17 protein-coding genes are annotated in these 22,149 nt (G+C 72.3%); 15 read left to right on the top strand and 2 right to left on the bottom strand.

The window, feature by feature from the left end:
• Positions 1-25 precede the first annotated feature (25 nt).
• From HNR16_RS11255 to HNR16_RS11210, 10 genes are all read left to right on the top strand, one after another.
• Positions 26-1,006: an AAA family ATPase gene (locus tag HNR16_RS11255; protein WP_158039886.1), complete on the top strand. Its 981-nt coding sequence runs from the start codon at positions 26-28 to the stop codon at positions 1,004-1,006.
• Positions 1,003-2,319, top strand: a complete 1,317-nt coding sequence (locus HNR16_RS11250; protein ID WP_158039812.1) for a DUF58 domain-containing protein — start codon at positions 1,003-1,005, stop codon at positions 2,317-2,319. The genes HNR16_RS11255 and HNR16_RS11250 overlap by 4 nt, the downstream gene beginning before the upstream one ends.
• A complete protein-coding gene (locus HNR16_RS11245) occupies positions 2,319-4,817 on the top strand; it encodes a transglutaminase-like domain-containing protein (protein ID WP_158039811.1) in 2,499 nt (832 codons plus the stop codon). The genes HNR16_RS11250 and HNR16_RS11245 overlap by 1 nt, the downstream gene beginning before the upstream one ends.
• 10 nt (positions 4,818-4,827) lie before the next feature.
• Positions 4,828-5,448 carry an FHA domain-containing protein gene (locus HNR16_RS11240; RefSeq protein WP_179558216.1) on the top strand — a complete coding sequence of 207 codons (621 nt, stop codon included), beginning with the start codon at positions 4,828-4,830 and terminating at the stop codon, positions 5,446-5,448.
• A gap of 188 nt (positions 5,449-5,636) precedes the next feature.
• Positions 5,637-7,124, top strand: a complete 1,488-nt coding sequence (leuC, locus tag HNR16_RS11235) for a 3-isopropylmalate dehydratase large subunit (protein ID WP_158039809.1) — start codon at positions 5,637-5,639, stop codon at positions 7,122-7,124.
• Complete coding sequence (gene leuD / locus HNR16_RS11230; protein ID WP_158039808.1) at positions 7,124-7,741, top strand: 3-isopropylmalate dehydratase small subunit; 618 nt, start codon at positions 7,124-7,126, stop codon at positions 7,739-7,741. The genes leuC and leuD overlap by 1 nt, the downstream gene beginning before the upstream one ends.
• 25 nt (positions 7,742-7,766) lie before the next feature.
• Complete coding sequence (murA, locus tag HNR16_RS11225) at positions 7,767-9,137, top strand: UDP-N-acetylglucosamine 1-carboxyvinyltransferase (protein WP_158039807.1); 1,371 nt, start codon at positions 7,767-7,769, stop codon at positions 9,135-9,137.
• 4 nt (positions 9,138-9,141) lie between these two features.
• Positions 9,142-9,894 carry a lysophospholipid acyltransferase family protein gene (locus tag HNR16_RS11220; protein WP_158039806.1) on the top strand — a complete coding sequence of 251 codons (753 nt, stop codon included), beginning with the start codon at positions 9,142-9,144 and terminating at the stop codon, positions 9,892-9,894.
• Entirely contained in the window at positions 9,891-10,961 is a 1,071-nt protein-coding gene (locus HNR16_RS11215) for an NAD(P)H-dependent glycerol-3-phosphate dehydrogenase (RefSeq protein ID WP_158039805.1), read from the top strand. Before HNR16_RS11220 ends, HNR16_RS11215 begins: the two co-directional genes overlap by 4 nt.
• 81 nt (positions 10,962-11,042) lie before the next feature.
• Positions 11,043-12,152 (top strand): D-alanine--D-alanine ligase family protein, encoded by a 1,110-nt coding sequence (locus tag HNR16_RS11210; RefSeq protein WP_225737794.1) that lies wholly within the window; start codon positions 11,043-11,045, stop codon positions 12,150-12,152.
• 16 nt (positions 12,153-12,168) lie between these two features.
• Here the strand turns inward: HNR16_RS11210 and HNR16_RS11205 are convergent, their stop codons facing one another.
• Complete coding sequence (locus tag HNR16_RS11205) at positions 12,169-12,741, bottom strand: DUF3515 family protein (protein WP_158039803.1); 573 nt, start codon at positions 12,739-12,741, stop codon at positions 12,169-12,171.
• Positions 12,742-12,766: 25 nt separating this feature from the next.
• Between HNR16_RS11205 and thiL the strand changes: the two genes are divergently transcribed.
• On the top strand, positions 12,767-13,918 hold the full coding sequence (thiL, locus tag HNR16_RS11200) for a thiamine-phosphate kinase (RefSeq protein ID WP_158039802.1): 1,152 nt from the start codon (positions 12,767-12,769) through the stop codon (positions 13,916-13,918).
• A 24-nt stretch (positions 13,919-13,942) separates the two neighbouring features.
• On the opposite strand, the gene rsmD is transcribed toward thiL, so the two are convergent.
• Positions 13,943-14,569 (bottom strand): 16S rRNA (guanine(966)-N(2))-methyltransferase RsmD, encoded by a 627-nt coding sequence (rsmD, locus tag HNR16_RS11195; protein ID WP_158039801.1) that lies wholly within the window; start codon positions 14,567-14,569, stop codon positions 13,943-13,945.
• A gap of 249 nt (positions 14,570-14,818) precedes the next feature.
• Between rsmD and HNR16_RS11190 the strand changes: the two genes are divergently transcribed.
• From HNR16_RS11190 to HNR16_RS11175, 4 genes are read left to right on the top strand one after another with little or no spacing between them, the layout of a single operon-like run.
• A complete protein-coding gene (locus HNR16_RS11190) occupies positions 14,819-15,817 on the top strand; it encodes an AAA family ATPase (protein WP_158039800.1) in 999 nt (332 codons plus the stop codon).
• Positions 15,818-15,827: 10 nt separating this feature from the next.
• A complete protein-coding gene (locus tag HNR16_RS11185; RefSeq protein WP_158039799.1) occupies positions 15,828-17,153 on the top strand; it encodes a DUF58 domain-containing protein in 1,326 nt (441 codons plus the stop codon).
• Entirely contained in the window at positions 17,150-19,687 is a 2,538-nt protein-coding gene (locus tag HNR16_RS11180) for a transglutaminase TgpA family protein (protein WP_158039798.1), read from the top strand. The genes HNR16_RS11185 and HNR16_RS11180 overlap by 4 nt, the downstream gene beginning before the upstream one ends.
• A gap of 14 nt (positions 19,688-19,701) precedes the next feature.
• A complete protein-coding gene (locus tag HNR16_RS11175) occupies positions 19,702-22,002 on the top strand; it encodes an ATP-dependent DNA helicase RecG (protein ID WP_158039885.1) in 2,301 nt (766 codons plus the stop codon).
• Positions 22,003-22,149 lie beyond the last annotated feature (147 nt).

The following is a 22,149-nucleotide window of genomic DNA, read 5'->3' as shown; positions in this document are numbered from 1 at the left end:
TCGAGAAAGCAGCTCCATCGTGCCCGTGACCCAAGAACAGGCGACGTGGTTCGGCGACGCCTTCGAGCGGCTCGTCGACAACATCGACACCGCGATCGTCGGTAAGCAGGAGGTCATCCGGCTCGTCCTCACGACGCTGTTCGCGCAGGGGCACATGCTCCTCGAGGACTTCCCGGGGACCGGGAAGACGGTGCTCGCGAAATCGCTCGCGCGCACGATCGACGGACGGACCTCGCGCATCCAGTTCACGCCCGACCTGCTGCCGTCCGACGTGACGGGGGTCACGATCTACGATCAGCAGAAGGGCGAGTTCGAGTTCCACCCGGGGCCCGTGTTCGCCTCGATCGTGCTCGCGGACGAGATCAACCGGGCCTCGCCGAAGACGCAGTCGGCGCTCCTCGAGGTCATGGAGGAGGGGCGCGTGACGGTCGACGGGGTCCGACACGAGGTGCCCGCGCCGTTCATGGTCATCGCGACCCAGAATCCCGTCGAGCAGGCCGGGACGTACAAGCTGCCCGAGGCGCAGCTCGACCGCTTCCTCATGAAGTCGAGTCTCGGGTACCCCGACCACGATTCGACGGTGCGCCTCCTGCTCGACGCGGCGAACCGGCAGCGTGCCGAGAACGTCGAACCGATCCTGCGGGCCGAAAACGTCGTCCTCATGCAGGATCTCGCCGCGCGCGTGCACGTCGACCCGTCGATCATGGAGTACATCGCGTTCCTCGCGACCGCGACGCGGGGCGACGGTGACGTCGTGCTCGGCGTCTCGGTGCGCGGCGCGCTCGCGCTCGCGCGCGCCGTGAAGGCGTGGGCCATCTCGCAGGGGCGTACGTTCGCGATTCCGGACGACGTGCGCGATCTCGCCGTGCCCGCGCTCGCCCACCGCATCATCGTCGACCCCGACGCCGAGTTCGCGGGGACGACGGGACGCGATGTCGTGGAGCGGGCGCTCGCGCAGGTGCAGCCCCCCTCGCGCCGGACCACCGAGGCGGACACCGTCCGATGACCGCGGCGACCGGACGCGACGCGGTGCCCGAGGAGGCACCGGAGTTCGACGAGTCGACCGTCGACGCGATGCGGCGGGACCGCGCGTTCGCGATCGGCCGGCGGACCGTCGAGGCGTGGCGTTCGGTCTCCGCCGCCGTCCGTCGCCGGTTCGCGCCGGGGGCGAGTATCGTCTCACCGCTCGGCTGGATCGTGCTCCTCGCGGGCATCGTGCTCCTCACGATCGGACTCGTGTTCCGATGGACCGAGCTCGTCGCCGCCGGGATCGCCGCGCTCGCCGCCCTCGTGCTCGCGATCCCGTTCGTTTTCGGGCGGGCGACGTTCGAGGTCGACATCGAGCTGCAACCGAGCAGGGTGACCGTCGGACAGCGCGCGCTCGGGCGGCTCGTCGTGCGCAACACGGGGACGCGCCGAACGGCGTCGACGCGCATGGAGTTCGACGTCGGCCGCGGCCACGCCGAGCTCGCCGTGCCGGCCCTCCCGCCCGGCGGGCAGCACGAGGAACTCTTCGCGGTGCCGACGGTCCGACGCGCCGTCATTCCCGCCGGACCGGTGCACTCGGTGCGCGGCGACCAGCTCGGGCTGCTCACGCGCGTCGTGCGGTGGACCGATGTCATCGAACTGTTCGTCCACCCACGGACCGTCCGACTGCACCCCTCGGCGGCGGGTGTCCTGCGCGACCTCGAGGGGGTGACGAGCACGACCGTCACGGATCACGACCTCGCCTTCCACACGCTGCGCCCCTACGAGCCGGGCGACGACCGGCGCTACATCCACTGGCGCACCTCCGCACGGACGGGAACGCTCATGGTCCGGCAGTTCGAGGAGACCCGGCGCTCGCAGCTCACCGTCGTATGCTCCGTCGACCGTGAGCGCTCGGGCACGGGCACGGAGTTCGAGCTCGTGTGCGAGGTCTTCGGGTCGATCGTCGCGCAGGTGCTGCGCGAGGACCTCGACGTCGCGGCGGTCACCGAGGCCGGTGTCGTGTCGACGCGGACCGTCACCGCCATGCTCGACGCGACGAGCCGCTTCGAGCCGGTCGATCGGACGCACGCGTCACTGCGCGACTTCGTCCGTGAGGCGACGAGACGCCTGGGGGCACCGACCGTCGTCGTCGTCATCGGTGGCGCCGGCCTCGAGGCGAGCGAACTGCGTCGTGTGCAGACGCTGTACGGGCCCGAGGTGCGGGTCGCCGGGTTCCGCTGCGCTCCCGGCGATCGCCCGACGCGGACGCGATCGGGGAGCCTCGTCGTGTCCACGATCGGTGCGCTCGCCGACCTGCCGCGCCTCCTGCACGAGCACGGGGTCGGCTGATGGCCGCCGAGCCGCGCGTCATCAGGGCGCAGCTCGACGTCTCGGACGCGTCGGGTGGTGTCCGCCGCGGACGGCGCGCGACGAGCGCCGCCCAGTGGCGCGACCTCGCGGTCGTCGTCGTGCTCACGGCGCTCGCGATGGCGGGGTTCCAGCCGCCGTACGGCGGGACCGGGTTCGTGCTCGCGACCCTCGGCGGCGTCGTCGTGGGTGTCGGGTCCGCGCTCGTCGGCTACCTCCTGCGGCTCAATGCGCTCAACACCGTCCTCATCGGTGTGCTCGCGTACTTCCTGCTCGGCACACCGTTCGTCCTGCCGGGCGACGGGATCGCGGTGGTCGTCCCGACCCTCGAATCGCTCGGGGCGCTCGCGGTCGGCGCCGTCGCGTCGTGGCGCGATTCGCTCACGCTCGCGACGCCCATCACGGGCCCGGACCACATGGCCGTGTTGCCGTACGTCGCGACGGCCGCCGCGACGCTCACGTCGTCGGCGATCGTGCTGCACGTCCTCCCGCGGCGGCCGCGGTCGGTGCTGCGGGCCGCCGCCGTGCTGCTCGGGCCCGTGGCACTGCTCGCCCTCACGATGGCGATGGGGACCGACCGGCCGTTCCTCGCGATCACGCGGGGCACGCTGTTCGCGCTCGTCGCCCTCGTGTGGCTCTCGTGGTCGACGCGCGGCCGGAATGCCGCGACGGGCGTGGCCGCGCGGACCGTGTGGACGAGACGCCTCGCGGGTACCGCGGTCATCGCGCTCGCGGCGGGCGTGGTCGCAGGCGGGATCGGCGACGCCGCGAGCCTCGCGCTCGACCGTGACCGGTTCGTCCTGCGCGAGGAGGTCACGCCGCCGTTCGATCCGTACCCGTACCAGAGCCCGCTCGCCGGGTTCCGCACCTACACGAAGGACCTCCGTGACGTCGTGCTGTTCGAGGCGTCCGGGCTGCAGCAGGGCGACTCGATCAAGCTCGCGACACTCGACCAGTACAGCGGGCGCCAGTGGGAGATCGCGTCGCCCTCGGACGATCGGCCCGATGCGGGGGCCTACACGCTCGTCGGCCGCGAGGTCTCGACGAGCGACTTCCTCGTCGCCTCGTCCGATCGCGACGTCGAGTTCCGCATCGACGCCTACAAGGACCTGTGGCTGCCGTCGGTCGGCTCGCCGACGTCGATCGATCTGACGGCCGGTCCCGTGCTCGGACGTCGCGACGAACTGCGATTCAACGGTGCGACCGGGACGGGCCTCGTCATCGGTGGCCTCGAGGACGGCGACGCCTACGGGATGCACGTCGAGGTCCAGGACCAGCCGATGGAAGGGCAGCTCGACAACGTCCCGGTCGCACGATTGCGCATGCCCGACGTCGCGGCGGCCCCGGCCGCCGTGACCGAGCGCATGCAGACCTATATCCAGGGCGAGTCGAGCGACTACCTGCGGCTCAAGGCGATCGAGCTGGCGTTGCGCTCGCAGGGCTATCTGAGCCACGGCACGGCCGGGGAGGCACCGTCCCGGGCGGGGCACGGCCTCGACCGCATGCAGGGCATGTTCGAGTTGCGCTACCTCGTGGGCGACGAGGAACAGTACGTGAGCGCGATGGCGCTCATGGCCCACGAGCTCGGGTTCCCGGTGCGCGTCGTCGTCGGGTTCAAACCCCCGAGCGTGCCCGCCGACGGGGGAGCGGTCGAGGTCCGGGGCGGTGACGTGACCGCGTGGGTCGAGGTTCCGTTCGAGGGATTCGGGTGGGTCGCGTTCTCGCCGACACCCGAGCAGACCGACGTTCCCGTCAACACGCAGGAGCGTCCGGAGACGAAGCCGAAGGCCCAGGTGCGCCAGCCCCCGCAGACGGAGGCGCGGCCCGACGACCTCATCACGGCGGCGGACGACCCGGGCGAGGACGATCGGCGCGACGAGCCGTTCACGCTGCCCGCCTGGCTCACGGCGCTCATCACGGTCCTCCTCGTGCCGCTCGTCGCGATCGGTGGGTCCCTCCTCGTCGCCGCGGTCCTGCGTGGCCTTCGCGTGCGCGCGAGGCGGGACCGGGGGTCGCCCGACGAGCGCGCCGCCGGTGCGTTCGACGAGGCGGTCGATCGCTTCGCCGAGCTCGGCTACGCCGTCCCGGAGCACGAGACGCGACGACGCACGGCGGGAGCGATGCACCCCGCCCTCGCGACGCTCGCGGTGGACGCGGACCGCGCGGTCTTCGACGCGAGCGAGCCGACGCCCGAGGAGGTCGCACGCGTGTGGGCCGAGGCGGAGCGGGCGGCCGACGAGGCGACGGCCGAGTCGAGCCGCGGGCGGCGACTGCTCGCGCGCTTCCTCGCGCGGCGGCCCGACCGACGGGATCGGACGCGTCGGGGCGAGCGCATGAACGCCGACCGTGCCCTCCTGCGCAATCGGATCCTCCGCTCCCACGGCTCCGACCGCCCGAGCCCGGAGGCGATCGCACGCATCGAGGGCATCGCGCCGGAGCGTTCGGGCGATGCGCGGCCCACCGACCGGGATGGCACGTAGAATGATCGCCGTGGGCCGATCCGGATACATCGCACCGCCGCCTTCCGGGGCGGGCGGCGCGAACGCGCACGCACTGCGCGAGCCGCAGGGCGAGCCGTTCGGCGTGCCCACCGGTGCGGCCGACCCCGCACCCGCCTGGGGCCGTTCGACGTCGGAGGACGACGTGGACCTGCGCACGAGCCTGCCGCCGATTCCCCGTCTCGACCCGTCGAGGCTCGCGCCGGTCGCCGGGAACGAGGAGCCGCGCCTGCAACCGCGCATCCGTCCGGACGCGCCCGCCGGGCGTCCGGAGCCGCTGCCGACCTGGAGCATCGTGCTCGCCGACGGTGTCTCACTCCCCATCTACGGCCCCGTCGTCATCGGCCGCAATCCGCAGGCGACCCAGTTCCCGAACGCGACGGTCGCGGCCGTCCCGGACCCGACGCGCACGATGTCGAAGACCCACGCGCGCTTCTACGTCGAGCACGACACCCTCATGGTCGACGACCTCGGTTCGACGAACGGCACCGCGCTGTTCCCCGGCGGCAACACGAGCGGCGCACTCACCGTCGAGCCCGGCCGGCCCGTCGAGGCCCGCTCCGGCGACGTCGTGCAGCTCGGCGAGTACGAGGTCTCGATCCGCCGCAACTAGTGGCCCCGGGGCATCCCGCCCCGATGCTCCCCGTGGGCGCTCGGTGGATGCGGGCCGGTGGTACAATCGAGGGATGTTCGCGGGTCTCCTTCTCCTTGGCCGCCGCACCGGGTCCTAGCCTCCAGGGCACAACCCGCTGCGGCTGACACGCGTGCCCGACCAGTTCCACCAGGAGAGAACCGACGACCATGACCACGGATGTGACCGAGACGAACCCCACGAGCGAGCAGCCCCCGAAACCGCGGACGCTCGCGGAGAAGGTGTGGGACGCCCACCTCGTCAAGAAGGGCGAGGGTGGCTCACCCGACCTCGTCTACATCGATCTGCACATCATGCACGAGGTGACGAGCCCGCAGGCCTTCGACGGCCTCCGCCAGGCGGGCCGGCCGGTCCGTCGTCCCGATCTGACGATCGCGACGGAGGACCACAACACCCCGACGATCAACATCCTCAACCGCATCGCCGACGACACGAGCCGCACGCAGATCGAGACGCTGCGCCGCAACGCGGCCGAGTTCGGCATCCGGCTCCACTCGCTCGGTGACGCCGAGCAGGGGATCGTGCACGTCGTGGGCCCTCAGCTCGGGCTCACGCAACCGGGTTCGACCGTCGTGTGCGGCGACTCGCACACCTCGACGCACGGCGCGTTCGGCGCCATGGCGTTCGGCATCGGCACGAGCGAGGTCGAGCACGTGCTCGCGACGCAGACCCTGCCGCTCAAGCCGTTCAAGACGATGGCGATCAACGTCGAGGGCACGCTGCGCCCCGGCGTGACGGCGAAGGACATCATCCTCGCGATCATCGCGAAGATCGGCACGGGCGGCGGCGCCGGCTACGTGCTCGAGTACCGCGGCTCGGCGATCGAGCAGCTCTCGATGGACGGCCGCATGACGATCTGCAACATGTCGATCGAGGCGGGCGGCCGCGCGGGCATGGTCGCCCCCGACGAGAAGACGTTCGCCTATCTCAAGGGCCGCGACCACGCGCCCGAGGGGCAGGACTGGGACGACGCGGTCGCGTACTGGAAGACGCTGCACACCGACGAGGGCGCGACGTTCGACGCCGAGGTGTTCCTCGACGCCGACGATCTCGAGCCGTTCGTCACGTGGGGCACGAACCCCGGCCAGGGCGTGTCGCTCAACGACGTCGTGCCCGATCCGGCCTCGTTCGCCGACGTGAACGACCGCGCCGCCGCCGAGCGCGCGCTCGAGTACATGGACATCGAAGCGGGGACGCCGCTCAAGGAGATCCCCGTCGACGCCGTCTTCATGGGCTCGTGCACGAACTCGCGCATCGAGGACCTGCGGGCGTTCGCGTCGATCATCGAGGGGCGCGAGAAGGCCCCCGGTGTGCGCGTCATGGTCGTGCCGGGCTCCGCGCGCGTGCGCCTCGAGGCCGAGGCCGAGGGCATCGACCGCATCGTGACCGACTTCGGCGCGGAGTGGCGCTTCGCGGGGTGCTCGATGTGTCTCGGCATGAACCCCGATCAGCTCGCACCCGGCGAGCGCTGCGCGTCGACCTCGAACCGCAACTTCGAGGGGCGGCAGGGCAAGGGCGGGCGCACGCACCTCGTGTCGCCGCTCGTCGCGGCCGCGACCGCCGTGCGCGGGACGCTGTCGAGCCCATCGGATCTCGAACCGGTTGCACGTACCGCGACGCGAGAGGCGGTCGCCTGATGGAGAAGGTCAGCATCATCGAGGGGACGGCGGTGCCGATGCGCCGCTCGAACATCGACACGGACCAGATCATCCCCGCGGTCTACCTCAAGCGCGTCACGAAGACCGGCTACGACGACGCCCTGTTCGCCGCGTGGCGGCAGGACCCCGACTTCATCCTGAACGACCCCGTGTACGCGAACCCGCGCATCCTGCTCGCCGGGCCGGACTTCGGGACGGGCTCGTCGCGCGAGCACGCCGTGTGGGCGCTGCGCGACTTCGGCTTCCGCGCCGTCATCGGTCCGCGCTTCGGCGAGATCTTCAAGGGCAACTCCGGCAAGCAGGGACTGCTCGTCGGCATCGTCTCGGAGGACGACATCGAACGGCTCTGGGACGCCGCCGAGGCGATCGCGGGCGCGAGCTCGACGGTCGACCTGCTCGAGCGCACCGTGACCGTGGGGGACGTGACCGTTCCCTTCGAGATCGACGACTACACTCGCTGGCGCCTGCTCGAAGGACTCGACGACATCGCCCTCACGCTCCGCGACGAGGACGCGATCGCGACCTTCGAGGCGGGCCGCGAAGCATGGCGGCCAACGACGTTGCCCATCCGGCACGCCGCGTCGCCCGCAACATGACCAACCGACCCGAGGGGACAACCAGTTGAGCACGCTCACCCAGGACGCCGCACGCGCGGGCGCCTCCGTCGGCCTCGACGGAGACCGCATCACGTTCCGCGGCGGACGGCCGCTCAAGGGCCGCATCGAGGTCCGCGGCGCCAAGAACCTCGTCACGAAGGCGATGGTCGCCGCCCTCCTGGGCGAGGAGCCGAGCCTGCTGCGCCAGGTGCCCGACATCTCGGACGTCCGAGTCGTCTCGGGCCTGCTCGAGCTCCACGGCGTCAAGATCGAGCGCGACACCGAGACGGGCGATCTGCACCTCGACCCCTCGAACGTCGAGCGCGCGCACATGGCCGAGATCAACGCGCACGCGGGTTCGAGCCGCATCCCGATCCTCTTCTGCGGCCCGCTCCTGCACCGGCTCGGAGAGGCGTTCATCCCCGACCTCGGCGGCTGCCGCATCGGTGACCGGCCGATCGACTTCCACCTCGAGGTGCTGCGCAACTTCGGCGCCGACATCCAGAAGCTCTCCGAGGGCATCCGCATGCACGCCCCGAACGGCCTGACGGGCGCGAAGGTCGAGCTGCCGTACCCCTCGGTCGGCGCGACCGAGCAGGTGCTGCTCACGGCCGTGCGCGCGAAGGGCCGCACGGAGCTGCGCAACGCGGCGATCGAGCCCGAGATCATGGATCTCATCAACATCCTGCAGAAGATGGGCGCGATCATCTCGGTCGACGCCGATCGCGTCATCCGCATCGAGGGCGTCGACCGGCTCACGGGCTACTCGCACCGGGCGCTGTTCGACCGCAACGAGGCCGCGAGCTGGGCGTCGGCGGCGCTCGTCACGAAGGGCGACATCTTCGTCGGCGGTGCGCGCCAGGGCGAGATGCTCACGTTCCTCAACGTGTTCCGCAAGGCCGGTGGCGCGTTCGAGATCGAGGACGACGGCATCCGCTTCTTCCACCCGGGAGGCGAGCTCAAGCCCGTCGTCATCGAGACGGACGTGCACCCCGGCTTCATGACCGACTGGCAGCAGCCGCTCGTCGTCGCGCTCACGCAGGCGCACGGCACGTCGATCGTGCACGAGACGGTCTACGAGCAGCGCTTCGGGTTCACCGACGCCCTCGTCGAGATGGGCGCCGACATCGAGCTGCACCGCGAGTGCCTCGGCGGCCAGTACTGCCGCTTCGGCCAGCAGAACTTCCTCCACTCGGCGATCATCTCCGGGCCCACGAAGCTGCACGGCGCGAACATCGAGGTGCCGGATCTGCGCGGCGGATTCAGCCACCTCATCGCGGCGCTCGCCGCGGAGGGTACGTCCACGGTCTCGAACGTCGGCATCATCTCGCGAGGCTACGAGAACTTCATCCAGAAGCTGGAACAGCTGGGAGCCGATTTCACGGTCGAGGGCTGAGCCGATGAGCGCCGAGAAACGACGCCCGAGCATCTTCTGGCTCCTCGCGGCGATCGCCCTGCCGCCCGCGAGCATCCTGTGGCGCTTCGACATCCGGGGGAAGCTGCCCGAGACGGGGCCGTTCATCCTGGCGCCGAACCACAACAGCGAGATCGACCCGCTCCTCATCGGCATTGCCGTGTGGAAGCTCGGTCGCGCGCCGCGGTTCATGGCCAAGGAGTCCCTCTTCCGCGTGCCCGTCATCGGTGCGCTCCTGAAGTGGTCCGGACAGATCCCCGTGACGCGGGATCCCCGCCAGGGCAACCAGAGCGCGATCGACGCGGCCCGCCACCTCGTCGAGACGGGGTCGGGCGTCATCGTCTACCCCGAGGGCACGCTCACGCGCGAACCCGATCTGTGGCCCATGCGCGGCAAGAACGGCGCGATCCGCGTCGCGCTCGCCGAGAACCTGCCCGTGTACCCGTGCGCGCAGTGGGGTGCCGAGGCGGTGCTGCCCCGCTACGGGAAGTTCCGTCCGACGTTCCGCGCGCGCATCGCGGTGCGCATCGGTGAGCCGATGGATCTCTCGCAGTACCTCGAGCGGCGCACGAGCGCGTCGGCCATGAACGCGGCGACCGCCGAGCTCATGGGCGAGATCACGGGGCTCCTCGAGACCGTGCGCGGCGCGACGGCGCCCGCGGAGCAGTGGGATCCCGCGAAGCACGGGCAGACCGAACACGGACGTCGCCTGACGGGCGACGGGCCCGCCGCGTCGTGAGCGAGTACTACCCGCCGACGACCGAGATCGGCATCGTCGGCGCGGTGCCGCGCGAGCGCGCGGAGCGGCTCGTCGTGCTCGGTGGCGGGAGCTGGGGCACGACGTTCGCGAAGGTGCTCGCCGACGCGGGCCACGACGTCGTCATGTGGGTGCGCCGGCCCGAGTCGGCCGTCGAGATCAACGACGCGCACCGCAACACGCGCTACCTCGCGGGCGTCAACCTGCCGCCGACGCTGCGTGCGACGTCCGACCTGGGGGAGGCGGTCGCGGGCGCCACGATCGTCTTCCTGTCGGTGCCCGCACAGACCGCGCGGGAACTCCTCGAGACGCTCCGCCCGATGCTCGCGCCGGGCACGGTCGTCGTCTCGCTCATGAAGGGCGTCGAACGCTCGACGGGATCGCGCATGTCGCAGCTCGTGCACGAGGTCGCGGGGGTCGAGGAGGGCCTCGTCGCCGTCGCCTCCGGTCCGAACATCGCGCTCGAGATCGCGCGCGAGCAGCCCACCGCGATCGTGATCGCCTCACCGCTCGAGGCGACCGCCGTCCGCGTCGCCCGGGTCGCGCGCAACGCCTACCTGCGTTCGTTCGTGAACCTCGACGTCATCGGCACCGAGTTCGGTGGCGTGCTGAAGAACCTCATCGCGATCGCGGTCGGCATCGTCGACGGCGTCGGCTACGGCGAGAACACGAAGGCCTCGGTCATGACGCGCGGACTCGCGGAGATCACCGACTTCGCGGTCGCGATGGGCGCGCGGCCCGAGACGATGATCGGTCTCGCGGGGCTCGGCGACCTCATCGCGACGTGCGAGTCGCCCATGTCGCGCAACTTCACCGCCGGCCGACTGCTCGGCCAGGGCTACGCGTTCCAGGAGGTCGTGCACCGCATGGAGCAGACGGCCGAGGGACTGCGCTCCGTCGGGCCCGTCCTCGCGCTCGCCGCCGAGCGCGGCGTGTCGATGCCGATCTCGCAGCAGATCCAGGACGTGCTGCTCGGCACGCTCGACCCAGCACGACTCGCGCCGCACCTCGCGACGTCGGACGACCACGACACTCCCCGGGGGGAATGACCAATGACACAGGGCACCACGTTCGCGAAACTCGCCGCCGATCCCGCCGCGATCGGCGCGGGCGACGGTCGGACGACCGTGATGGTGGTGTTCGGCGGCCGCTCGAGCGAGCACACGATCAGCTGCGCGACGGCGGGCGGCGTGCTCGGCGCGATCGACCGGGAGCGGTACCGCGTCGTCCCCGTCGGCATCACGCGCGAGGGCGCGTGGGTGCTCGAGGACGACGATCCCGCCGCGCTCGCGCTCGACCCGGAGAACCTGCCGGAGATCACCGACAACGGCACGCGCGTGCACCTGCCCGACTCGGTGCGCAGCCGCACCGTGCGGGTGAGCGGGACCGACGCGACGGGCGAACCCGCGACGATCGACCTCGGCGAGGTCGACCTCGTCTTCCCCATCCTGCACGGACCGTTCGGTGAGGACGGCACGGTGCAGGGCCTGCTCGAACTCGTCGGGCTCCCGTTCGTCGGCTCGGGCGTCCTCGCGGCGAGCGTCGCGATGGACAAGCACTTCACGAAGATCGTGCTGCGCGATGCCGGACTGCGGGTCGGCGACGGCGTCACGGTCACGCGCCACCGCTGGGACGCGGCACCCGATGCGGTGCGCGACGACGCGCTCACGGCGCTCGGCCTGCCCGTGTTCGTCAAGCCCGCCCGCGCGGGCTCGAGCGTCGGGGTCAGCAAGGTCCACTCCGCGGGGGAGTTCGCGGAGGCGATGCGCATCGCGTTCGCGGAGGACGACCACGTGCTCGTCGAGGGCGCGATCACCGGTCGCGAGGTCGAGGTGGCCGTGCTCGAGTCGCGCCCCGGCGAACGGGCGCGCGCGTCGGTCGGCGGCGAGATCGTCATGACGGGCGTCGAGTTCTACGACTTCGCCGCGAAGTACCTCGGCGCCGACGGTGTCGACCTCGTGTGCCCGGCCGATCTCGACGAACGGCGGCTCGCGGAGCTGCAGGACCTCGGTGTGCGCGCGTTCGAGGCGCTCGGCGCGGCCGGACTCGCCCGCGTCGACTGCTTCCTCACGGACGACGGCTTCGTCATCAACGAGGTCAACACGATGCCGGGCTTCACGCCCATCTCGATGTTCCCGAAGTGCTGGCAGGCCTCGGGCCTCAGCTACCCCGAGCTCATCACGGAGCTCATCGAGGTCGCGCTCGCGCACGCCGCCGAGGGCACCGACACGCGCGCCTGACGGCGCGGGGGACGCCTCACGGCGTCGTGCTGGGTCCGGTCCCGGTTGGTTCGGTGCCGACCGGGTCGGTGCCGGTGGGCGTCGGCGTCGCGTCGGCGGGCACCTCGAGCAGGTCGTCCGCACCCACGCAGCCGCTCGTCTCCGGCAGCCGTGTGACGGCGTCCTTGAGGTCCATGAGCACGGCGGTGCCGGAGATCGACGGATCCGCCGAGGTGTCGATGAGCACCTCGACGGCCGGCGTGCGACCGTAGCTCGTGTAGAGGTACGTCGGTGCCTTCGAGGCGTCCTCGATCCAGTCGACGCCGTCGAGGCTCACGCACCGCTCGGTGGAGGGGCCGGGCGACTCGACCCCGCAGCGCAGGATGACGCTCGCGGGATCGCCCCAGGCCCCCGTCGCCTGGGCGTTCGTGAGCCGCAGGCGGAGCCCGTCGACGGTCTCGGGGAGGCGCACGCTCACCTCGGCGCACTCGGGCGCCGCGGCGAGCGGCGCGGCGTGCGTCGGGACGGACGCGCCCTGACAGCCGCTGAGGGCGACGGCGGCGACGAGCAGGACCGGGGCCGCGACGAGGCGGCGGAGCAGCGTTGACATGTCGTCACGAGGCTATCGTGTGGGGATGCACGAACGGACGGCGGACGACGGAGCGCGCACGGTCGGCGAGGCGGGCGAACTGGAGACGCTCCGTCGGGTGCTGTCCGTGTTGCCGGAACCACCGGACGACGTCCTCGGCGCGGGGGACGACGCGGCCGTCGTCCCGGCGCCCGACGGCCGGTTCGTCGTGACGACCGACCTCATGGTCGAGGTGCCGGACTTCCGCAGGTTCTGGTCGCGCCCGGAGGAGCTCGGGGCGAAGGCGATCGTGTCGAACGCGTCCGACGTCGCCGCGATGGGTGCGACGCCGACCTCGTTCGTCATCGGCCTCGCGGTTCCCGGGACGACACCGCTCGCATGGGTCGAGGGCTTCGCGCGCGGGCTGCGCGATGCGATCGACGAGCTCGTACCCGGCGCCCACGTCGTCGGCGGCGATCTGTCGCGCGGCGAGCGCGTCCTCGTCTCGGTCACGGCGTTCGGTGATCTCGACGACGGCGCGCCGGTGCGGCGCAGCGGCGCGGCACCGGGCGACGTCCTGGCACTCGCGGGTGCCGCGGGCCGGAGCGCCACGGGCCTCGCGCTCCTCCTGCGTGCCGACGCGGATCCGGACGGCGAGCCGCCCCTCGGCAGCGTGCCCGACCGGTTGCGCGCGCTCGGTCCGGCCGCCGCCGCGGTCGTCGATCAGCACCTCGCGCCGGTCGCGCCCGTGCTCGCGGGCGCCGCGGCGCGCGAGGCGGGCGCGAGCGCGATGCTCGACGTCTCGGACGGACTGGCCCTCGACGCCGCGCGCCTCGCGCGCGCATCGGGCGTCACCGTCGATCTCGATCCGTCCGCGTTCGCCGACGACGTCGCGGCGAGCCGCGACGCGCTCCGCCTCGCCGCACCCGAGCTCGGTGCGGGGGAACTCGACGCGTGGGCGCTCGACCTCGTGCTCGGTGGTGGCGAGGACCACTCGCTGCTCGCGTCGTTCCCGCCCGGCACGGAGCTGCCGGCACCCTTCCACGCCGTCGGGCGGGTCACGGGCACGGTCGAGGATCGGCGGACACCGGCCGAACGCGCCGCGGGATTCGTGCCCGACGCCGACGGGGCACGCGTGACGGTCGGGGGCGAACCGCGTGTGCTCGGCGGCTGGGACCCCTACACGGCGCCGGGAGCGCGCACGCGGGGCGACGGCTGACGCGGCACCCCGCCGGGCCCGCGATCAGCGGACGCCGAAGGGGAGCCCCTGGAGCGGTGCGGTGGGCTGCTCGTCGGGGACGCGGGGCTCGTAGAAGTACAGGACGGTCTCGCCGTACCGCTTCGCGCGATCGAGGACGAGCCCGTCGGGGACGGACGGCTCGGGGGAGCGGCTGCTGCGCTCGAACACGATCGTCCCGACGGGGCGCAGGCGATCGACGAGGCCCTCGAGAACGACGTCGACCTCGTCCCCGTCGAGGTCGTAGGGCGGGTCCGCGAACACGATGTCGTAGCGGCCCGTGTCGCGCTCGAGGAAGGCGCGCACGCTCTGGGTCGCGACGTCGAATCTCGTGGCACGAAGACGCGTGGGACCGAGGCGGTCGCGCACGGCACCGACGTTCGCGCGCAGGAGCTTCGCGGCCCTCGGGGCCCGCTCGACGAAGACCGTGTTCGCCGCCCCGCGACTCGCCGCCTCGAGGCCGAGCGCGCCCGAGCCCGCGTACAGGTCGAGGACGTCCGCGCCGTCGAGCCCGATGCGCGATTCGAGGGCCGAGAAGAGGGCCTCACGGACCCGGTCGCTCGTCGGGCGCGTGCCCGAGGGGGGCACCGCGATCGCCGCGCCCCTCGCATCGCCGGCGATGATGCGTGTCACGCCGCAAGCCTAACCGCGGGGACGCGTGATCCGGGGGCGCCGCACCGGTCCGCGCGGATCCCGGGCGGGCCCGGTGAACGGCCCCGCGGGGCGGATCGGCGCGTCGCGAACGGGGCCGATCGGAGCGTTCGGCGTCCGGGGATGGCGCGAGTGTCGGCGGGGTGCGCGAAGATGGGACGGTACGCAGGCCCCGGGCGTGCGTTACCGGACCGTGACCCGTGCCTTTGACCTGTGGGAGGATGGACCACCATGACCGAAACCTCGTCGTCCGTCGCGTCCCCCCGGCGATCGGATCGTCTCGACGCGGCCGAGTTCGAACGATTGGTCGGGCTCGTGCGCGAGAACGTCCGATCGGTCGTCGAGGGCAAGGACGAACAGATCCACCTCGCGCTCGTCACGCTCCTCGCGGGCGGCCACCTGCTCGTCGAGGACGTTCCCGGCGTCGGCAAGACGGTGCTCGCGAAGACGCTCGCCGCGTCGATGAGCGCGACCGTGAACCGCATCCAGTTCACGCCCGACCTCCTGCCGTCCGACGTGACGGGCGTCGCCGTGTACGACCAGGTCGACCGACGGTTCGAGTTCCAGCCCGGACCCGTGTTCGCGAACGTCGTCATCGGCGACGAGATCAACCGCGCGTCGCCCAAGACGCAGTCCGCGCTCCTCGAGTGCATGGCCGAGGGGCAGGTGTCCGTCGACGGCGAGACGCACCGGCTCCCCGAGCCGTTCACCGTCTTCGCGACGCAGAACCCCTCCGAGATGGAGGGCACGTACGCGCTCCCGGAAGCCCAGCGAGACCGCTTCATGGTGCGCATGTCGATGGGCTACCCGAGCCGAGAGGCCGAGTACGGCATGGTCGCCTCGCGCGACGGGGGAGACCCGCTGCGTCGCCTGCGACCCGTCGTCTCGGCGGACGACGTGCGGCGCATGATCGAGAGCGCGGCGACCGTCTACATGGCGCCCGCGGTGGGACAGTACGTCGTCGACCTCGCACGTGCGACGCGCGAACACCCCGATGTGCGCGTGGGTGTGAGCCCACGGGCGAGCCTGCACCTCGTGGGCGCGGCCAAGGCGAACGCGGCCGTCTCGGGTCGCGACTACGTCGTCCCGGACGACGTCGCGCGGCTCGCGCCGCCCGTCTTCGCCCACCGTCTCGTCCTCAACTCGCGAGGTTCGCGTCCCGGCGGTTCCGACGGCGAGGCCGTCGTCGCGCAGATCCTGCAGCGCGTCCCCGCGCCGACCGCCGCGTAGCGTCGAGCGTATGGCGCCGACACCGGTCTCGAAGCGCCTCCGCCCGACGTCCCGGGCGTGGGGCCTCGTCGTCGTGGGGGCGATTCTGCTCATCGCGGCGTATCTGCTCGGCCGCGCCGAGCTCCTCGTGCTCGGCGCCTTCCTCGTCCTCATGCCGATCGGGACGTTCCTCCTGCGGCTCGCCTTCCGACCGCGCATCGTGGTCGACCGCTCGATCTTCCCGCGCACCATCGCGGTCGGCGATCGCGTCCGCGTCGTGTCGGAGATCCGGAACCGATCGGTCATCGCCCTCGAGCCGGTCTCGTACGTCGACCTCACACCGGGTGCGGCGAGGCGCAGCGTCGCGGGCGTCCTGCCGGCGATCGCGTCGCGCTGGCACCCGAACGAGCGCAAGCGACTGCGGCGCATCGCCTACGGCATCGACTCGATGCGGCGCGGCGTCCACGAGTTCGGGCCGCTCTACTTCGACAACTCGGACGGACTCGGCCTCACGAGACGCGTCATGCAGGTGGGCGAGCCCGAGGAGGTCGAGGTCTGGCCGCGCGTGCACGACGTCTCGGCGCTCGAACTGCCCGCCACGAGGGCCGGCGGCGAGGTCGAGACCGGGATCGCCTCCTCGGGTGACGCCGACGACGTGCTGACGCGCGACTACCGCCGCGGGGACGCGCTCCGGCGCGTGCACTGGCGCGCGACCGCCCGCGCGGGCGACCTTCGCGTCCGGCAGGAGGAGCACCACGCGGAGGTGTCGTCGCTCGTCGTGCTCGACACCTCGGCGTCCCCGGCGGACGAGGCCGAGCGAGCACCGGCGACCATCTTCGACGTCATGGACGCGGCGTCGCCGACGGCCGGGGCGAAGGTGGACGCGGCCTTCGAGCAGGCCGTCTCGGTCGCCGCATCCGTCATGGCGCACCTGCACGGTCTGGGGTACGAGGTCGAGCTCTTCGAGACGAACGAGGACACCGACGGCGAGACCGGGCACCGGGTCGCATCGGCGGATCCGCTCGGGCCGGTCATGCGTCGACTCATGCGGACCGAGCCCGACGGCCACCCCGCGGTGGGGCACCGTCCCGAATCGATGGGCGAGCTCGTGACGCGTGCCGAGCGACTCGGGCGCGCACCGATCGTCGCGGTCCATCGCGGGCTCGACGGGGAGGCCCTGCGCTCGCTGCAATCGCTCGGGTTCATCGGGAACCCGGCGATCGCGGTGCTCGTGTCCGACCGTGCCCCGTCCGCGAGCGTCCGTGCGGGGTTCGCCGCGAACGGCTGGCAGGTCGTCACGATGCGCGCGTCGGCACCCGACCCGTGGCGGACCGCTCGCGTGGAGGTGCGCGCATGACGACCGAACTGCGCACGAGGGTCGGCGCCAAGCCCGCGCCCGCGCCCCGGCCCACCGGCCGCGATCGACGCCACCAGCCGGGTGCGACGGGGTCCTGGCTCGTCACGACCGGCCTCGTCGTCCTCGTGCTCGTCGCCGCGTTCCTCCTCGCGCCCGCCTTCGACTCCGCCGGCTGGTTCGGGCCGGCCGCGATCGTCGCCTCCCTCGTCCTGGGGTCGGCGGCACTCGCCCGGTCGCTGTCCGGATCGATCCTGCTGCCCGCGATCGTGAGCGTCGTCGTGTCGTTCGCGACGATCACGACGGTGCTCGGCCCCGAGGATCCGCGCGACGTCTTCGCCGTCTGGGGACGCACGGCCGTCGCGGTCGTGACGCAGCTCGGCAGCGACGCGCCACCGCTCAGCGAGACGCCCGCGACGACCGCCGCGGTGCTCACGCTCGTCGCCCTCGTCGCGATCATGTGCGACTTCTTCGTGTTCGCGCTCCGCGGCCGTGTGTCGGCCGTGCTGCCCGTGCTCGCGTTCCCCGCCGTGCCAGTCGCGCTCGGCGTCCCGAACGTGCCGCTGTGGCCCTACCTGCTGCTCGCGATCGCGTTCGGCTCGTACCTCTACTCGTCGTCGGTGTGGCATCAGCGGATCGCCGACGAGGAGCTGCTCGACGCCGGCTCCCTCATCGATCGACGTGGCGCGAGCGGACTGCTCGGATCGCTCTCGGTCGTCGCCGCGGGGACGGTGCTCGCGATCGTCGCGTCGCTCGTCCTCCCGGCACCCACGGGAATCCCGGGCCTCGCCCCGAACGCCGCCGCGGTGCTCTCGACGAATCGCGTCAATCCGCTCATCGACCTCGGCCAGGATCTCCGCCGCGGCCAGGCGGTGGACGTGCTGCAGTACGCGACGACGCGAACGGAGGGCACGCTGCCCTACCTCACGCTCATGACGCTCGACACCTTCGACGCGTCGAACGATTGGGCACCCGCCCCGTTCGATGCGGGCGGCACGGCGGTCGAGGGCGCCGATCTGCCCCTCCCGCAGGGCCTCGATCCGTCGATGCCGATGACCCGGCAGACGACGAACGTGCTCGTCGAGGCGGGGGTCAGCGCCTACCTGCCGCAGCCGGGCCGGGCGCAGCAGATCGACGGGCTCACGACGGAGTACGTGCGCGACCCGGCGACGGGTGACATTCGTGAGGCAGCCGATGAGGCCCTGCAGCAGCGCTATGAGGTGACGAGTCTCGTCCCGTCGTTCACGCCCGATCTGCTCGGTCAGATCGACCCGTCGCCGCCCTCGGGCTTCGAGGAGTACACGACGCTGCCGGACGTCGCGGCGATCCAGGACGTGCGCGCGGTGATCGACCAGGTCGTCACGCCCGGCGCCTCGCCGTACGAACAGGCCCTCGAACTGCAGCAGTGGTTCCGCGGCGGTGCGTTCACGTACTCGGAGACCGCACCGATCGTCGCGGGATTCGACGGGACCAACGTCGACGCGGTCGTGGCGTTCCTGCGGGCGAAGGCCGGGTACTGCGTGCACTTCGCGTCCTCGATGGCGCTCATGGGGCGCATGCTCGGCATCCCGACCCGCATCCAGATCGGCTTCACACCCGGCGAACCGTACGCGCTCAACAGCGCCGGGCAGACCCTCTACAACGTGACGAGCGACGACCTGCACGCCTGGACGGAGCTCTACGTGCCCAGACTCGGCTGGGTCCCGTTGGAGACGACGCCGTCGGACGGCCTCGGGAATCTCGTCGCGGTCGCCTCGGACGAGCTCATCGCGGCACCCGATCAGACCATCGGCGCGTCGCCGGAGCAGACCCCGACGCCCGTGCAGACGGATCCGTCGGAGCCCGGCGGCACGACCCCGCCGCCGGCGGAGTCGGACGTCCCGCCCGTCCCGACCGAGACGATCGCCGAGCCGACACCGCCCGGCGACACGGGGGCCCCGGATGCGTCGACGGGCGAGGGCGACGAGGCGGGCGGCATCGCGGCCGCCGCCGTGTTCGGGGTGCTCGGCGTCGTGGCACTCGTCCTCGTCGGGCTGCTCGCCCTGCTCGCGATTCCGGCGATCACGCGGACGACGCTGCGCGCGAGACGCCGTTCCGCGGTGCTCGCGGGCGCCGTCGACGACGACCCCGACCATTCGCCCGCCGTCGTCGCGTGGCGGGAGCTGCTCGACGAGGCCGCCGATCACGGCGCGAGGATCCCGCGTGGGGCGGTGCCGAGCAAACAGGCGGCGAGGCTCGTCGCGCTCGGTTCGCCGCGCGACGGCGACCCGCGGACGGGGGAGCACGACCCGGCCCCGGTGGCGGATGCCGTTGCACGCCTGCGGGACGCCGTCGAGCGCGCGCGGTTCGCGCGCCCCGACCATCCGATCGACGACGAACCGGCCGCGCTCTGGGACGACGTGTCGCTCGTCGAACGCGCGATCCGGGAGGAGGCGTCGCGGCGCGCGCGCGTCCGAGCGGTGCTCGCCCCGGCCTCGCTCGTGAGCCGTCGACGGTGGGTGCGCCGCCCACGGGCCGCCGCTGGACGCCGCTCGTGAGCGAACGCGTCTCGATGGACGACGGGCTCGAGGCGCTCGTGGGCTCGCGCGTCTCGAAGCCGCTCGCGAAGGACTTCGGCATGCGCACGGTCGCGGACCTGCTGCACCATTTCCCGCGCCGCTACCAGAAGCGCGGTGAGCTGACCGCGATCGACGAGCTGCCGATCGGCGAGCACGTCACGCTCGTCGCGGACGTGCGGGACGTCCGCGAACGGAAGATGCGCAACCGTCGCGGGTCGATCCTCGAGGTCGTCATCTCCGACGGCCGCGGCATCGTGACGCTGACGTTCTTCAACCAGGCGTGGCGGGCGACCGAGCTCCGGCCGGGCAAGCGCGGCACGTTCGCGGGCAAGACGTCGATGTACCGCGGCGTCGTCCAGCTCGCGCACCCCGAGTACCAGCTCGACGACCCCACGGCGCAGGCGTTCGACGAGATCATCGAGCGCGGCTTCGCGGACCCTGACGATCCGACGGCCGCGACGCCCTCGACGGGTTCTGACGAGCGCCGCCGGGCGCAGGCGCGCGAATGGGCCGAGCGGCCGATGCCGATCTACCCCGCCTCGGCGAAGTTCACGAGCTGGAAGATCGCGGCGCTCGTCGCGACGGCGCTCGACGCGGTCGACGGCCCGGACGATCCGGTGCCGGCCGAGGTGCGGCGCGAGCGCGGGCTCATGGGTTATGCCGAGGCCCTGCGACTGCTGCACTCGCCCGAGACCTTCGCCGATGTGCACCGTGCCCGCGACGCGCTCCGCTTCACGGAGGCGTTCGTGCTGCAGGCTGCGCTCCTGCAACAGCGCGCGGCGATGCGGGCGACCCCGTCGACGGCGCGCGAGGCGATTCCCGGCGGCCTCCTCGATCGGCTCGACGCCCGCCTGCCGTTCGAGCGGACGGGCGATCAGGTGCTCGTCGGGGACGACATCGCACGCGACATCGCGGGCGAGGTGCCCATGCACCGGCTCGTGCAGGGCGAGGTGGGTTCGGGCAAGACGCTCGTCGCGGTCCGCGCGATGCTGCAGGTCGCCGAGTCGGGCGGTCAGTCCGCGCTCCTCGCGCCGACCGAGGTGCTCGCCGCACAGCACCACCGCTCCATCGTCGAGATGCTCGGGCCCGAGCTCTCGGCGGAGCTCATGCCCACGCTCGTGACGGGCGGCATGTCGACGAGCGATCGGCGCCGTGCGCTCCTGCGGATCGTGACGGGCGATGCGCGCCTCGTGATCGGCACGCACGCGCTCCTGAGCGATTGGGTCGACTTCTTCGACCTGGGGCTCGTCGTCGTCGACGAGCAGCACCGCTTCGGCGTCGAGCAGCGCGAGCAATTGCGCGCGAAGGGCCGTACGCCGCCGCACCTGCTCGTGCTCACGGCGACGCCGATTCCCCGGACGGTCGCCATGACCGTCTTCGGGGACCTCGACATCTCGACGATCGCGCAATTGCCGAGCGGTCGCGCGGGGATCGAGTCGTTCGTCGTCGGGACCTCGGAGCATCCGCGATGGCTCGAACGCGCCTGGGAGCGCGTCGCGGAGGAGCTCTCGCGCGGTCGACAGGCGTTCATCGTGTGTCCCGCAGTCGTGGCGGGCGAGCTCGAGGACGGTGTCGCCGCGTCGGCCGACGAGGCCGAGGCGGCCGACAACGAGCGGGGGATCGCGGCCGAGGGGTTCGAGAGCGGCGGCGACGCCACCCGCACCGAGAAGCCGTTCGGGCCGGGGCCCGCGTCGGTCGAGCAGGTCGCGGCGTTCCTGCGTGCGTCGCCGCTGTTCCGCGGGCGGACGGTCGCTGAGCTGCACGGGCGGTTGCCGAGCGACGAGAAGGACGCCGTCATGCGCGCGTTCGCCGCGGGCCGCACCGATCTGCTCGTCGCGACGACCGTCATCGAGGTCGGCGTCAACGTCCCGAACGCGAGCGTCATGCTCGTGCTCGACGCCGAGCGGTTCGGCGTCTCCCAGCTGCACCAGTTGCGGGGCCGGGTGGGGCGGGGGGAGCACGCCGGGCTGTGCCTCCTCGTGACGTCGAGCGAGCCGGGCACCCCGGCACGCGGTCGCGTCGACGCGGTCGCGTCGACGCTCGACGGCTTCGAGCTCGCCCAGCGCGACCTCGAGCTGCGGCACGAGGGCGATGTGCTCGGGACGGCCCAATCGGGGGGTCGCTCGTCGCTCAAGCTGCTGCGGGTCGTGCAGGACGCGGACGTCATCGACGACGCCCGCGCCGTCGCGGGCCCGCTCGTGGACGCCGATCCGGCACTCCGCTCGGTGCCCGCGCTCGCCGCCGCGATCCGTCGCCTCCACGACGCGCAGCGCGAGTTCCTCGGCAAGTCCTGACCGCGCGCCTCGCGGGTTCGCGCGCAGGGGTACGCTGTCGGGCGGACCGGTGGTCGTGGGCGCGTCCGCGCCGTGCGCCACCGGCGGCGCACGCGGTGCGGTTTCGGCCGACCGGGCGCCGAAGCCGTCCGACACGAGGAGCCCTTC

This window comes from Pseudoclavibacter chungangensis (genome assembly GCF_013410545.1).
GTDB classification, from domain to species: Bacteria; Actinomycetota; Actinomycetes; order Actinomycetales; family Microbacteriaceae; genus Pseudoclavibacter; species Pseudoclavibacter chungangensis.
Note: the sequence above shows the minus strand (reverse complement) of the source record. Positions and strands in the feature narration are given on the sequence as shown.

Excerpts from the sequence above, each read along its gene's own strand:
- HNR16_RS11205 (WP_158039803.1), bottom strand. The coding sequence starts at position 12,741 with ATGTCAACGCTGCTCCGCCGCCTCGTCGCGGCCCCGGTCCTGCTCGTC.
- HNR16_RS11245 (WP_158039811.1), top strand. The coding sequence starts at position 2,319 with ATGGCCGCCGAGCCGCGCGTCATCAGGGCGCAGCTCGACGTCTCGGAC.
- thiL (WP_158039802.1), top strand. The coding sequence starts at position 12,767 with ATGCACGAACGGACGGCGGACGACGGAGCGCGCACGGTCGGCGAGGCG.
- HNR16_RS11185 (WP_158039799.1), top strand. The coding sequence starts at position 15,828 with ATGGCGCCGACACCGGTCTCGAAGCGCCTCCGCCCGACGTCCCGGGCG.
- HNR16_RS11175 (WP_158039885.1), top strand. The coding sequence starts at position 19,702 with ATGGACGACGGGCTCGAGGCGCTCGTGGGCTCGCGCGTCTCGAAGCCG.
- HNR16_RS11190 (WP_158039800.1), top strand. The coding sequence starts at position 14,819 with ATGACCGAAACCTCGTCGTCCGTCGCGTCCCCCCGGCGATCGGATCGT.
- leuC (WP_158039809.1), top strand. The coding sequence starts at position 5,637 with ATGACCACGGATGTGACCGAGACGAACCCCACGAGCGAGCAGCCCCCG.
- HNR16_RS11220 (WP_158039806.1), top strand. The coding sequence starts at position 9,142 with ATGAGCGCCGAGAAACGACGCCCGAGCATCTTCTGGCTCCTCGCGGCG.
- HNR16_RS11210 (WP_225737794.1), top strand. The coding sequence starts at position 11,043 with ATGGTGGTGTTCGGCGGCCGCTCGAGCGAGCACACGATCAGCTGCGCG.
- leuD (WP_158039808.1), top strand. The coding sequence starts at position 7,124 with ATGGAGAAGGTCAGCATCATCGAGGGGACGGCGGTGCCGATGCGCCGC.
- HNR16_RS11180 (WP_158039798.1), top strand. The coding sequence starts at position 17,150 with ATGACGACCGAACTGCGCACGAGGGTCGGCGCCAAGCCCGCGCCCGCG.
- HNR16_RS11250 (WP_158039812.1), top strand. The coding sequence starts at position 1,003 with ATGACCGCGGCGACCGGACGCGACGCGGTGCCCGAGGAGGCACCGGAG.